12 protein-coding genes are annotated in these 13502 nt (G+C 54.8%); 4 read left to right on the top strand and 8 right to left on the bottom strand.

The window, feature by feature from the left end:
- Positions 1–174: 174 nt before the first annotated feature.
- Together SH248x_RS14535 and SH248x_RS14530 are read right to left on the bottom strand one after the other, a co-directional pair.
- Positions 175–837 (bottom strand): OmpH family outer membrane protein, encoded by a 663-nt coding sequence (locus SH248x_RS14535; RefSeq protein WP_459555008.1) that lies wholly within the window; start codon positions 835–837, stop codon positions 175–177.
- A 225-nt stretch (positions 838–1062) separates the two neighbouring features.
- Positions 1063–2649, bottom strand: coding sequence for an NAD(P)/FAD-dependent oxidoreductase (locus tag SH248x_RS14530; RefSeq protein ID WP_459555007.1), 1587 nt, complete (start codon positions 2647–2649; stop codon positions 1063–1065).
- A 254-nt stretch (positions 2650–2903) separates the two neighbouring features.
- Between SH248x_RS14530 and SH248x_RS14525 the strand changes: the two genes are divergently transcribed.
- Positions 2904–3314: a hypothetical protein gene (locus tag SH248x_RS14525; RefSeq protein ID WP_459555006.1), complete on the top strand. Its 411-nt coding sequence runs from the start codon at positions 2904–2906 to the stop codon at positions 3312–3314.
- 226 nt (positions 3315–3540) lie between these two features.
- Here the strand turns inward: SH248x_RS14525 and SH248x_RS14520 are convergent, their stop codons facing one another.
- From SH248x_RS14520 to proB, 4 genes are all read right to left on the bottom strand, one after another.
- On the bottom strand, positions 3541–3681 hold the full coding sequence (locus tag SH248x_RS14520) for a hypothetical protein (protein WP_459555005.1): 141 nt from the start codon (positions 3679–3681) through the stop codon (positions 3541–3543).
- The gene (locus SH248x_RS14515) at positions 3678–4421 is read right to left on the bottom strand and encodes a hypothetical protein (protein ID WP_459555004.1); all 744 of its coding nucleotides are present in this window, start codon (positions 4419–4421) and stop codon (positions 3678–3680) included. The genes SH248x_RS14520 and SH248x_RS14515 overlap by 4 nt, the downstream gene beginning before the upstream one ends.
- Before the next feature lie 97 nt (positions 4422–4518).
- Positions 4519–4830: a hypothetical protein gene (locus SH248x_RS14510; protein WP_459555003.1), complete on the bottom strand. Its 312-nt coding sequence runs from the start codon at positions 4828–4830 to the stop codon at positions 4519–4521.
- Between the two features lie 179 nt (positions 4831–5009).
- On the bottom strand, positions 5010–6149 hold the full coding sequence (gene proB / locus SH248x_RS14505; protein WP_459555002.1) for a glutamate 5-kinase: 1140 nt from the start codon (positions 6147–6149) through the stop codon (positions 5010–5012).
- Between the two features lie 441 nt (positions 6150–6590).
- Between proB and SH248x_RS14500 the strand changes: the two genes are divergently transcribed.
- Together SH248x_RS14500 and SH248x_RS14495 are read left to right on the top strand one after the other, a co-directional pair.
- Positions 6591–8213: an amidophosphoribosyltransferase gene (locus tag SH248x_RS14500; RefSeq protein WP_459555001.1), complete on the top strand. Its 1623-nt coding sequence runs from the start codon at positions 6591–6593 to the stop codon at positions 8211–8213.
- Positions 8214–8319: 106 nt separating this feature from the next.
- On the top strand, positions 8320–8724 hold the full coding sequence (locus SH248x_RS14495; RefSeq protein WP_459555000.1) for an acyl-CoA thioesterase: 405 nt from the start codon (positions 8320–8322) through the stop codon (positions 8722–8724).
- A gap of 470 nt (positions 8725–9194) precedes the next feature.
- On the opposite strand, the gene SH248x_RS14490 is transcribed toward SH248x_RS14495, so the two are convergent.
- Both SH248x_RS14490 and SH248x_RS14485 read right to left on the bottom strand, forming a co-directional pair.
- Positions 9195–10625, bottom strand: a complete 1431-nt coding sequence (locus tag SH248x_RS14490) for an MBOAT family O-acyltransferase (protein ID WP_459554999.1) — start codon at positions 10623–10625, stop codon at positions 9195–9197.
- A 64-nt stretch (positions 10626–10689) separates the two neighbouring features.
- Positions 10690–11967, bottom strand: coding sequence for an alginate O-acetyltransferase AlgX-related protein (locus tag SH248x_RS14485; RefSeq protein ID WP_459554998.1), 1278 nt, complete (start codon positions 11965–11967; stop codon positions 10690–10692).
- A gap of 593 nt (positions 11968–12560) precedes the next feature.
- Between SH248x_RS14485 and SH248x_RS14480 the strand changes: the two genes are divergently transcribed.
- Positions 12561–12881 (top strand): hypothetical protein, encoded by a 321-nt coding sequence (locus SH248x_RS14480; RefSeq protein WP_459554997.1) that lies wholly within the window; start codon positions 12561–12563, stop codon positions 12879–12881.
- The last annotated feature ends 621 nt before the right edge of the window (positions 12882–13502 follow it).

The following is a 13502-nucleotide window of genomic DNA, read 5'->3' as shown; positions in this document are numbered from 1 at the left end:
CGGGATGGTGTCGGTCTTGGGAACTTCGCGATTGACGCGTCATGTGAAACTTGGCACGGCTGACACAGCCGTGGCACACGAACCATTTTTAGTTGCATAGAACCAAATCACAAAAAAAGAGCCTCCGAAAAATCGGAGACTCTTTGCATTGTCATTATCTGATCAGTCAAAGACTTACTCTGGCATGGGAGCAGAGACTTCGTGATTGACGGGCTGAATCTCGCCGCCGAAGGCTGGGTCATCGTTTTCAGCGGTCACAGCAGGAGTGATTGGTTGAGACTTGTTGTAGCCTTGTGACTTCATCAGTTCAGCGACCTGAGTCGAGATTTCTGCAGACGATTCGACGCTCATGATCATTTCACTTTTCGGAACGATCGTTGTCATACCCTTCTGAGCAGCAACCTGCTTGGCGTACGGAGTGACTTGATCACGGAAGGCGCGGATCAGCTTTGAACGGTGAGTCTGGAGAATTTGAACAGCCTGAGACTGGGCTTGCTTGAGGGTCATGTTGGCCTGGACTTCCATGGCCTGCAGTTGTTGCTTTTGTTCCAGAGTTGGCTCTGCGCCAAATTCTTTCTGCTTGGTTTTGATCTGATTGACGAAGATATTCTTCGCCTGAACGATTTTCCCGTTCAGTTCGTCCTGCTTGGCTTTGAGTTGCTTGGTGATGTCGGCGTCGCGTCCCAGTTGAGAAGCGACGGCATCCAGATCGATGACGGCCAGGCCGCCCGTTGTTTTTTGTGTCAGAGCGGGGGTTGCATTCTGCTGATTGCAGCCAGCCATGAGTGAGAAGACAAGTCCAGACAGTGCCAGTGAAGAGATCAGGCGGGCATTCATCACGAGAATCCTTTCCCGTTTTTGTGATTGGGGGCGAGAACAATAAGGCCGGGAGTCTAAAGCGAAACGGGAAATCGGGTCAAGAGCGGCTTTCTGATCATTACTTGATAGACAATTTTGCTAGAAAATCGCGGTGAAGATCATCCGTGTGCCACGGCTGTGTCAGCCGTGCCGAATTCACGTTTGACATCGATGCGCGATCCCAGCCACCCATCGCACCAGACCTCACCCAACCGGTGCAAACCGACTGACAATCACCTTCGCCGATCTCAAACCATCCACCGCAGCCGAGACAATTCCCCCCGCATACCCGGCCCCTTCGCCAACCGGATACAGCCCTTCAAAACCGGGCGCAACGCGTGTCTGGAGATCGCGGTCGATGCGGACGGGGGCCGAGCCACGCATCTCCGGGCCGACGACGGTGCCATTCTTAACGAGGTTGCCGCGGTACTTCTTGTCCATGATCGGCAAACCTTCCCGCAGCGACTTGAGGACGACTGGCGGGAGGATTTCGTCCATATTGGCGATGATGGTCCCCCGTTCATACGACGAGGGGAGGGGGATATCCGAGACAGACTTCTTGCCTTTCAGGAAGTCGCCCGCCCAGGAGATCGGCGCCTTGTATTCGCCCATGCCGATCATGTACGCGGCTTGCTCGTACTTCCGCTGCAGATACATGCCTGCGAGAGGGTGATCGCTGCCGAATTCGTGAGGATACAGCGTGACCATCAGCCCGCTGTTGGCGAAGATCGAATCGTGACGTGAGTTGCTCATCCCGTTGGAACAGAACTCGCCATACTCCGAGACGCTGGGGATGACGTACCCGCCTGCGCACATGCAGAACGAATACATCTCGCGATCCTGGTTGTTCGTGTGCAGTTTGACGGTCACCGAGTAATCAGCTGCCCCAAGCAGATCGACGTACGTGTCTTTGCCGTACTTGTGGTGATTGATCTGCGCCTGGGGCTGTTCGATGCGCAAGCCGAGTTGAAACGGCTTCTGCACGATGGGAACGCCCTGTTCGTAGAGCGTTTCGTAGGTATCGCGAGCTGAGTGACCAATCGCGAGAATGACGACGCTCGTCTTGATGTCGCCGGTGGACGTCTTCAGGCCCGTGACTTTGCCATCCTCGACGATCAGGCGCTCGACCTGACAGCCGAACCGATACTCGCCGCCGAGGGCATCGATCTTGCGTCGGAAGTTCCGACAGATCATCGGCAGCTTGTTACTCCCCAGGTGCGGGCGATGTTCATAACGGATCGACTCCTTCCCGCCGCAGGTGACGAACGCATCGAGCACCCAGTCGACATCGGGACCTGTCAGTCGGCAGGTCAGCTTCCCATCCGAAAAGCAACCCGCGCCCCCTTCACCGTACAGGTAGTTGTTATCCCGCTCGAACTCCCCGCCGGAATCGAAGGAACGAATCGCAGGAACCCTTTGTTTAACCGGGTGACCACGTTCGAGAATGATCGGCTTGTATCCCTTGAGCGCGAGGTAATAGCCCGCGAGCAGTCCCGCAGGCCCCGACCCGATGATGACGGGTCGCTCGTCCATGGCTTCGCTGCCGGGTTTGACATCGTCGAAGCGATCGGGCTTGAAGAAGTCGACCTTCTTATCGCGTTTGAGCTTTTTGAAGGTTTCCGAGTTGGCTTTGGTTTCCGCGATCGCGGTGTAGACGTATTGGATTTCCTGTCGGGACCGCGCATCCATGCTCTTGCGCAGAATCCGCCAGTTGGCGATGTCGGCTTTCTTGATCCCCAATCGCTTGGCGACTTCATACACCAGATTCTCTTCCGGAGCCTCGACGGGCATCCGAATATCAGTCACACGAACAAGCATAGCGGGCAGCAGATCTACAAGGGCGGGCAGGAATGAGAGCGAAAACCAAGCCCTATAGGGTAGGCAGAAGGGGTGGAAAAAACAAGTTGGCGGCTTGCCACCCTGCGAGGGCAGGGCATTCCGTCGCTTTGAATGGAATTTCCCGGAAAATTGGCCGCGAGAGGTGTCTTTGCGATTAAGAAACCTCATAGCGACCGGTTCTCAACGTAGAAAGTGAGAGACTGGTCATGTCAACAGGCGTTGCAGAGATTCCCAGACTGAGAGGGTTTGCTTCTGATGGCTGGGTAATAGCGTCGTTCTGGGTGTATGGCATCTCGTTTCTGCTCCCCGTCGGTAGCAATTTGCGGGGGTTTGAAATCTTTTTCCTCGGCATGATGTACTCGCTGCTCCCGCTCACCTGGCCGGTGACAATGTCCTGGTTTGCCAACCCTCTGGCGATCTATCTCATGCTGACGAAGCGCCCGACAAGGTTCCGAACATTCGCGGGTTACGCTCTCGTTCCCATCGCGATCGAAATCCAACTGCTGTGCGCATTTGGGGACGAACCGTTAGTCGGCCCCGGGTACTGGCTGTGGCTGGGAAGTTTTGTGATGGTTGTCTTGCGTGAAATGCAGTTGAAACGAATCGAGGCAAAGTGAACTCGGTACCACTTAAAAATTGGCCAATCGCGGACCTGCTCTCAACAGTAGCGACTGTTTGCTACTTGATTTCGTTCTGTCTACCGTTTGCTGAAGATATCTACGGTATTCAACTTTTTATCTATGGCATGGTTCTTGTGTGGTATCCACCCGCCTGGCTGTTCGCGATCGGTTGGCTGGCGAACCCAATCGCATGGTACTTGGCTTTCCATAAGCAGCGCAGTCATCAGGTGCTGATCAGCGCGCTGATCTGTTTATTGGTCTGGAACTTCGCGATCGTGATCCGGATCGCAATCCGTTCTGACCTCCTCTCCATCCCCGGCCCCGCCTTCTGGTTTTGGGAATTCAGTCTCTGGCTGATCGTCATTCGACAGCGGTTTCTTCCGGTTGCGGATTGGAAAAAGGACCCTGATCTGATGTTTGCGAAGTATCGGGTGGACGACGATCAGGCTCCTCTCGTGAATGAAGCACAAAAGTCGTCCCTGGCAACCAGACGTGCAGAAAGACTGCCAATCCAAACACCAGCACTGATGGAAACGGTCCGAAGAACTGATTCGGCTCGGGGGGATCGATCCACATATCAGCCGCATAAATGATCGCTGACAAGATGCTGGCCACTACTGCACTCGCCATCGTCATCCACTCTCTGCGACCGTTGACAGCGGGGGCTTCCAGAAATCGCATCGCGCGACCATGTAAAAACCATGCTGTGATGTAGTACGACGCCGTGAAGATAAAGATCGTCCAAGTCGTGTCTTCAAATGACACTCGGAACACAGAGAGGGCTGCCCCAACGACGGGAAAAACAAGTAGGCTCAATGGGATCGCAGACAAGATGGCAAAGAAATCTGTCATGATGAGCCGACCAACTCGGGCTCGCGACCTGTCACGCAGGACAAAACAACTCGGCAGCGACATCGCCAGCGTTGAATTCACCAGATAAGCGATCAGCATGATCATGAGTGGATATTCTCCGCCGCCAAGCAGATAAGCAGAGAAGATGCCAAAGGCCGGAGAGAAAGCAGATAGCATGCTTGTCAGCAGACCAATGAAGAGAGCCAGAATGATTGAGTTGTTGTGCCTGCTCATTGCAAGGTTGTCTGACATCGTCTCAGCCTTTCGCAGTGGAGGTTACGATTCAGGCGTAGTGGGAGCTTCGATATCACTCGCAAATTCTATAATTTCATAAGTATTTCTTGGACGCTTACACCAACAAATACAACCCCCACGCACAGCCATACGCCAGCAGATACGCCACGATCCCACCCGCAATCAATCGCAGTAAGTCAATAACAACTCGCCAGCCGCGGACATACAGCCAGAGGATCGGAATGGAAACCGGGCCAGTGGCGATAACACACAGCTTTGCCCCGTGTGGCACAATTAGACCACTGCGTCGAGCCATTTCAAAAAGATAGACAAGCAGCGTCACGCTCAAAACATACTCGATGACGAATTTCAGCCCCTCACGCCTGGGAAGCGCGAATTCGTATTCAAAAAACGTCAGCAAGTTCAAACAGAAAAAGCATTCTGTCACGAATAGCCAATACGTCCATCCAGACGGTCTGATCTTTCTTGCAAGTGCTCTCTGAGCAGTCATTGTCCCCGCTGTCATCATAATCTCTTCAGGTCGCGCGGCAGTTCCTAGTATTGAGTCGCGAACTGATCGTACATGGAGCGTGCGAAAAATCGCCACTAACTTCTGCGCGTCACCACCAGATTATCCCGGTGCACACTCTCCCCGAATGCAGCCGGGCCGAGGAGGGTTTGGATGTCTTTGGTTGTCTTGCCTTGGATTTGTCGCAGTGTGACCGAACTGTAATTGCTCAAGCCGCGGGCGAATTCGTAGCCTTCCGGGCCGACGATCGAGAGGACTTCTCCTTCGTCGAATGTGCCTTGAATGTCTTTGATGCCGATCGCCAGCAGTGACTTGCCTTTCGTCGTTAAGGCTTCGACGGCTCCCGCGTCGACGACCAGCGTGCCGCGGGTTTTGACGGTATAGCCGATCCAGCGTTTCCAGGCCGAGACGGATTGCCCCTCGGCGAGGAACAGGGTGCCGACGTCGTCGCCGTCGAGGATCTGCAGCAGGACGTTTTCATGTCGACCATGCGCGAGGATGACGCTTTCGCCGACCTGGGTTGCGGAGCGGATCGCGGACAGTTTGGATTGCATCCCGCCCGTTCCCAGGCGGGTCTTCGTCGGCTGGGCCATCTCCAGAACTGCAGGCGACCAGTGGTCGACAACCCGCACAATTTGACTGTTCGGATCCTTCGGATCCCCGTTGTAGAGGCCATCGACAGAAGACAGGATAATCAGCAGCGGCGACTCAATCAGGTAAGTCACCATCGATGCCAACGCGTCGTTGTCGCCGAATTTGATCTCGGCGGTGCTGACGGTGTCGTTCTCGTTGATGACGGGAATGGTTCCGTATTCAAACAGCGTGCGGATTGTGTTGCGAATGTTCAGGTAACGAGTGCGATCCTGGAAGTCTTCCGCCGTCAGCAGGACTTGGGAAGCGTGATACCCGTGTCGCTGGAACGCCTGATCATATAAGCGGATGAGGTGAGCCTGACCGGTCGCTGCGACGGCCTGCAGGTGAGGAAGCTCCTTGGGACGCTCTTCGAGTCCCAGACGCTCCATCCCGACGCCGACGGCTCCCGAGGAGACGAGCAGGACCTGTCGTCCTGTCTTTTTAATGGCGTGAATCTGGTCCGCGAACCGTTCAATCTGCGACGGATCAATCCGCCCATCTTCGCGCGATAGGACATTCGTCCCGATTTTGACGACTAATGTCTGGGCAGTATCAATCACTTCTCGGCGTGTCGCGCTTTTCATGAGGAGATTTTTACCACAGAGGACACAGAGCTCACAGAGAAGAGGGAGGAGAATTTTGATCGGTTCTTGTCCAAGCCAGAGATCACGATTGCTGGATAATGAAAAAGTCTATCCCTGAAAAACGATCCCCCGAATAGGATCACATCTCGTTGATGCAAGCGGTGAAGTGTGGGGTTTTCTCCTGTTTCCCTCCGTGTTCTCTGTGCCCTCTGTGGTAAAATCCTTTCCCTCTCTACGTACTTGGCGAATTTTTGATGATGAAAATGTGAAGCCGCAAATTGAATTCACAGCCGCGTCCCTTATAATCGAAATCTCAACAGCCACGCTAAATGACATCACGTGGCGGCTAAACGTGGTCCAGGCGCCCTTACCTTCTCCCGATCGATGACTTGTCCGGCTGAGGCTTCGCGCCAAGGTCGGTCCTTACAGGACAAGTGACTCATGGCGGAATTGCACCACGAATGTGGAGTCGCAGCGATCTATCACTTTACGGATCGCGCTTCGAACAAAGCAGGGTTTCATCCCCTCCTGCCAGTCAATCAGGATCCGGAGGACCTGTATCCCGAAGGAGCAGCTTTGCTCATGCCCCAGGTTCTGCAGGACATGCAGAATCGCGGTCAGCTCGCCGCCGGGATGACCTCGTTCCACCGTCATCGCAATCAGTTGATCGATACACATAAAGATGTCGGGTCGGTCGCTGAAGTCTTCCTGATGAATCACCTCGACCGCTCACGCCGCCTGATGGCTGATTACAAAGGCCACGCCGCCATCGGCCACGTCCGCTACGCGACCTGCGGTCCGGAAGACAAAAGCTACGCCCAGCCGTTCGAGCGTCATCACATTCAGAAATCGAAGTGGTTCTCGTTCGCCTTCAACGGACAGCTCGCCAATTACGAAGAGCTCAAGCAGGAAATGCTCGAGCAGCCCGACTTCCATCTCGCTCGCGAGACAGATACCGAAGTCATTATGCACCTGATCTCTCAGGACATTTCCAAACACGGCACCGATGATTATGTCGGCATGATGAACCGTTTGAGCAAAAAGCTCGACGGCGCGTACAACATCGTCTTCCTGAACGCCCTCGGCGATATGTTCGTCGCGCGAGACCCGATCGGTATCCGCCCGCTCTGCTACGCCGTCGATGGGCCGATGTTCGTCGCGGCAAGTGAATCCGTCGCAATCAGTAACCTCGGCATTCACGAAGACCACATCCGTCACCTTGCTCCTGGCGAAATGATCATCATCAAAGACGGCAAGCTGAAAGTCGAACGTTACACTCAATCACCACGTACGGCTCACTGTTTCTTCGAGTGGATCTACTTCGCCAACGTCGCCAGTACGCTCGATGACCGCAGCGTCTATCTGGCGCGGAAACGCCTCGGCGAGGAACTGGCCGCCCAGGAAACTCTCGATCCGAACGATCCGGATGTCATGGTCGTCCCGGTTCCGGATACCGCGAAAGCCGCTGCGAGCAGCATGGCCTACGAGATGAAGCTTCCCTGCCTGGAAGGTCTGATTCGTAATCGATACGTCGGTCGAACATTCATCGAAGGAGCGAATCGCAAGGTCCGCGCCCGCGCCAAGTACACCGCGCTGCCGCACGTTCTCAAGGGTAAAAAAGTCATCCTCGTCGATGACACCATCGTTCGCAGCACGACCATGGGCGAACTGATCCGCAAGGTGAGAGAGCAGGGCGAAGCCAAGGAAGTTCACGTCCGCATCGCTTGCCCGCCGATCATCGCGCCCTGTTATTACGGCATTGATATCAAGGAAGTCGGCGAGCTGTTTGCTCCTCGTTACCTCGGCAGCGAGTTGCATCTGACGCGCGAAATGGAAGAAGCGATGGCCCGCGAAATCGGCGCTGATTCGCTGCGTTACCTGCCCGTCGACGCGATCTCTCGGGCGATCGATATCGAAGAGAAGCAGTTGTGCCGAGCCTGCCTGACCGGCGAATACCCCACCGAAACCGGCCAGCGTCTCTACGACCTCAATCTGACCGAATACCTCAGCGGCAAAGACATCGGCCGCCACAAACCCCACGCCGTCGCCGCGGGTGCTTTGTAAATGTGTGGCACGGCCGTGTCGGCCGTGTTCTTCAGCTTTGACGCAAAACGTGAATCCGACACGGCTGGCACAGCCGTGGCACACGCCTGACGACGACATTGGCACCATGCTCACCACACACGAAATGCAGATCCGCGTCCGTTATAACGAAACGGACGCGATGGGTTTTCTTCACCACGGCAACTACGCCGCCTATTTCGAAATGGGGCGGACGGAACTCTTTCGTGCCGGCGGCGGGAACTACCGCGAGATGGAAGAGCGTGGCAACTTCCTGGTCATCGTCGAGCTGACCTGCCGATATCGCAAGCCGATCCGCTATGACGACGTCGTCACCCTGATCACGACGCTTGCCGAAGTCTCACCCGCGAAGATGAAGCACACCTACGAACTGCGAGTCAACGGCCAGGTCCACTCGTCAGCTTCGTCCATCCTCGCCTGCATCAACCGCGAGGGCAAAGTCCAGATGTACTCCAACGCCATCATCCCCGGCATCGAAACGCTGATGAAATAGTCCAGGGGGCGCTGACCAACAGGTGTGCCACGGCTGTGTCAGCCGTGCGGGGATTTGAAAAGAGGACTGCCCACCGGGAGGCCGAGGCTCCGTCCGAGCCGCTGTCCCGCGTTGCACACATCATCGACGACAAGATGTTGATTTTCACATCATTGTCTCAGGCCTGAAGGGCCGTTATCAGTCAGCCCAGGATGAAATCCTGGGTTAGCGATAACCCCAAATCTCTCCCGTCCTGTAGGGACGGCTCACCGCGCATTCCACGATGACCCCACCCCTTCAGGGTGGTGATCTTTCAATGCTCCCCTTAACCCAGGATTTCATCCTGGGCTGGTTGAAACCGTCCCTTCAGGACGAAGAATGCGAGGACCATCATTGCATAGTTCACGGCTTAAGTTTAGCAACGCAAAGAAGCGACTCACGCGGAGGTTCGTCTTCCCGGAAATCTCGGTGATAAGCGACACACATCCCGCTTAAAAGTTGAAGTACAAAAACTCCGCAAAATCATCGTGGAACGTCAGCTTCACCAGCGGAGCGGCCATCGCGATCCAGAACAGCACCATGTTGCGGAAGTTCGGGCTGAAGCGATCCTCCATCTGTCGACTGTTTCGAGCAAAGTAGACCATGCCCAGCCCCGCCAGCACCGCAGCAATGGCTTCATAGCCACACGGCAGAAGGTCCATCCCCTGCAGGCCGAAACCCTGCAGGATCTGGCTCCATTGCGAGGGATCGAACATCTGAGAAATGACGGTCATCGCATCCGAGAACGTCTTGGCTCGGAAGAAGACCCAGGTCAGGTGAATGAAGCCAAACGTCGTCAGTTGAGCAGTCCAGATCGGCATTCGGAGTCCTGTCAAAGACCAGCCCCAAAGGGCGATGTACGCAAAGCCGTGCATCGCACCCCAGACGATGAAGGTCCAACTCGCTCCGTGCCACAACCCTCCCAGAACAAAGGTCAGCGTGATCGCGAACAGCATGTTGGCCGTTCCATTGCGATTCCCCCCTAGCGGGATGTAAAGGTAATCGCGCAACCAGCGACCCAGCGTGATGTGCCAGCGACGCCAGAAGTCTTTGATGTCGGTCGCCCGGTACGGCGAGTTGAAGTTCTCCGGCAGACGAATTCCAAACAGCAGTCCCGACCCGATCGCCATGTCTGAGTAACCGCTGAAGTCGAAATACAACTGCAGCGTATACGCGAATGTTGTAATCCAGGCCGTCGCCGTCGTCATTTGATCGACTTCGCCGAAACCCGCATTCGCCCAGATAGCAAACGTGTCGGCGAGGATGACTTTCTTGAACAGCCCAATCGAAAACCGGAACAGTCCCCGTGAGAACATGTTCGTCATTTCGCCCGGCGCATGCGTCATCGTCAGCTGGGGCATCATTTCCTTATGGTGCACAATCGGACCAGCGATGAACTGCGGAAAGAAGGTCACGAACAGGGCATAGTCCGAAAACGAGAACAGCTCTTCATCACCCGAGAAGCAGTCAACCAGATACGCAATCTGCTGAAACGTGAAGAACGAAATCGCCAGCGGCAGCAGCGGTTTGACGAACTCAACTTCGGTCCCGCCAAAGTAGTTGACGTTGTCGACAAGGAACCCGGCGTATTTGAAATAGCCCAGCAGCAGGAAGTTCGCGACACACCCGCCGTAGAGCATCCAGCGCTGTTTGGCCCGCGAACTTTTACTAAGAATGATCTGGCGTCCCAGCCACCAGTTGATCGTGATCGATCCGAGCAGAATTGGGACGTCACGCGGATTCCACCAGGCATAAAAAACGAACGACATGACTGTCAAAAAGAAGAATGACAGATGCACAAACTGACGGGCTCTGAGCCAGTGAAAAATCACCACGACAATCGGCAGAAAGACCGCCAGATACTCGTACGAGGAAAATAACATGAACGAAATCCGTGGGAATGATGTGTCAGCGGATGATCGAGATGGAATAGACGGATAGTGAGGTTTACTTGGCTGCGATCTTGGAGTTCGACTTCGCCGGGACATAGTCCGGATCGTTCGCATGCTCTTTCAGGCGAGCCAGCGTCCGATCGACGATGTCCTGTTGAACTGACGTCAGCTTCTCGCCACGGCGCCCTTTCGGGTCCAGGCTCATGACCCGCCGGAACGGATCGAGCATGTCCATCAGGTCCGAGTCGTTGTAGGTCAACACGATCAGGTCGGCTTCGAGGAACTTGCCATGATGGTCGAACGAGTAAACAAAGTCGGGCAGCGTGCAGCCGGATTTTCCCGTGATGATGAACTCATACTGGGGGACCTTCTGATTGAGCAACGCCCCCCAGGTCTGGTCGTTGTCGACGTAATAGCCGATGGTCATGGAATCGCCGTAGAACGCGATCCGAGGCTTCTTCTTAGGGAATTCGAGCTCGTAATCGAGACGGAGTCCCTGGCCGTTCACTTTGAGTTCATAGACAGCAATGTCGGGCCGATGCTCGGATCGCTCGTGCATAAATGGGTCAAGATCGCCGAGGATCTTCGAGCGTGTTTTGTGAGCAACCGCCTGCTGTTTCACGTCCATCCCGGCCAGCTGCTTTTCGACGAAGTTCGCAACCAGCTCATGCCCCAGCGGACGGTAGTGACCATCGACCGGCTCGTACGTTGTTTCCGTCGTCGCATGCTCTGAAAAGTCCGGGAGCAGGTCCCAGACAGGAATCTGTTCGTCTTTGATCAGGCGCTCGAACATCTCGCGAGTCTTCTCGATACGGTGATTCGGCTTGAGGTATTCGCCAGCCGGGACATACATCAGGACCAGGTCGCTGTGATTGGCATTCAAACTTTGTTTGAGTTTGGCCATCTCCTGGCGGTAGGACTCAATCAGTTCCACCCACATCGCGTCGCTTTGTGGTTCATCCATGACGATTCGCAGTTCATCCAGAAAGCGATCTCGCTCGGGACCATTGAGAATGTCTGGATACGAATAACTCGCTTCGTACTTCTGGCCCGTCAGCTTGCAGTAAAGCTGTTGAGGCAGCGTCTTGAAACTCGCAGAAACCGTGATGTATTTCAGGCTGGCGCGGTTCTTGTAATGGTTGATCTTCTGGACCAGCACCGAGGCATTTCCCCAGCGCATCATCGGTTCCTGATAACGCAGCAGTCCTTCGGCACACAATGCAGGAAGAAAGATCCCGAAAGCCGCGATCAGGTTCCAACGCCACAAACGTTTGGTTTGCGCAGCGCTGATTTCGCAGCCAGACGTAGGCGAAGGTGTTGTTGATGGGGGCATCGTCGAAATCCAGGGCAGTCGATAGAAAGGGAGCGGTCGCGACAAGTCGTTCTCCCAAGTATGGACCGCAACCAGCGGGCTGCTCCAAAATCACTGATCAGACCAGGTAAGTTCTGACGTTTTTTCCGGCGGTTCTGTCTCAGGCGCCAGTCCGACCAGCACGTTGACTTTGGTCAACACCCCTTCGTACAGTGTCCAACCGTGTCGGCAATAGCGGTTGTAGTGATTCTACAGACGACGGCATGAGTCAAGAAATGTCCATCATTCCGTCTGTAGCAGTTAGGCACGATTGACCAACGATGCCCGTTTTTCGTGTCGAGCGTATCGCATCGGTTGTGCCCGGAATTCGCCACGCACGCATTGTGAGGAACGAGACACCTCATCTGAATGTTCCACAACACTGTTCTCCCCTTTGAACGCGGTTCAAACCACGTTTCACGCCGATAGACCACAGGGCACTGCCACAGTATCGATCGCGACACAATCGAGCAGCGATTTCACACGCTGATTCCCCTCTCGACCCGCTGGCAGTGTTCCGAGAAACGACACGCCCGACGTGATGTCATCCCGGAACACATCTTCAGGAACGATTCATGTCTTATCAGCAAGCGTTCACGATGGATGACCAGAACGCGGTCATTCTCAAATTCTCACTGGCAGCAACGACTCAGCCAACGGCGGTCCCTGCCACCCAGTCAGACTCCGCTCAAAGCACGTACGCCGCTGACGATGAACCGATGATCTTCTCGCTCGTCGATTACCTCCCTTCCAGCAATTCGACGATGCCGCCGTTGTTTCAGATCGAGATGATCGAAGCGCAGTACAACCAGTTCATGGAAGAGTCAGCCGTCCACCTGGACAGCAACAGTCGCTTGTGGGAAGACGCCAAACCAGGCGGAATCCGCGCCATGTAGTCTGGTCGCTCAACAAGCAAATTTCTTGCTCGATCTCACCACCATGATTCGACAGCTTTGATCGCAGACGCAGCAATACAAGTCATAAACTACGCTCAAGTAACAGGATGCGAGCACTTTGCCAGGATTGGCGCACCTTTTGCATCCTCGTCCCTACGCCAAAACCGAATATCGGAACACGTAGCCTGGACCTTTTTAGGAGCGTAACCATGACGACGCTAGCCTGTCTTTTCTGCAACACACCCATCGGTCAATACTTCTCTTCCATGCTGGATGGTCACCTTCTGTTGACCAACCTGTTCATTATTCTGGTGCCGATCCCGATCCTGCTGGCAGCCGTGGTTTGTTTGACGTGCGGTTCGCGATGTCTCCCATGCGGCTGGATCAATCGATTTGCTCATCCACACCCACACTCCCACACGCGAACTTCCCACCGAATTCGTGGATAGATCAAACGTCATAACGCAGTCGTTTGGACAAAGGCAAAGCAGAAGGATGGTTCGGAACATGTTCCGGGCTGTCCTTCTTCCTTTTGAATTCGACCTTTTAGGAGCTGATACTGGTTGCATCTCATGTGAGGGACTTAAAATAGGAGCACACGCTGCTCACCCCTCGCGATTG

Source organism: Lacunimicrobium album, assembly GCF_052161635.1.
Classification (GTDB): Bacteria; Planctomycetota; Planctomycetia; order Planctomycetales; family Planctomycetaceae; genus SXPC01.
The sequence above is the reverse complement of the archived record's forward strand: the minus strand, read 5'-3'. Positions and strand labels throughout refer to the sequence as shown.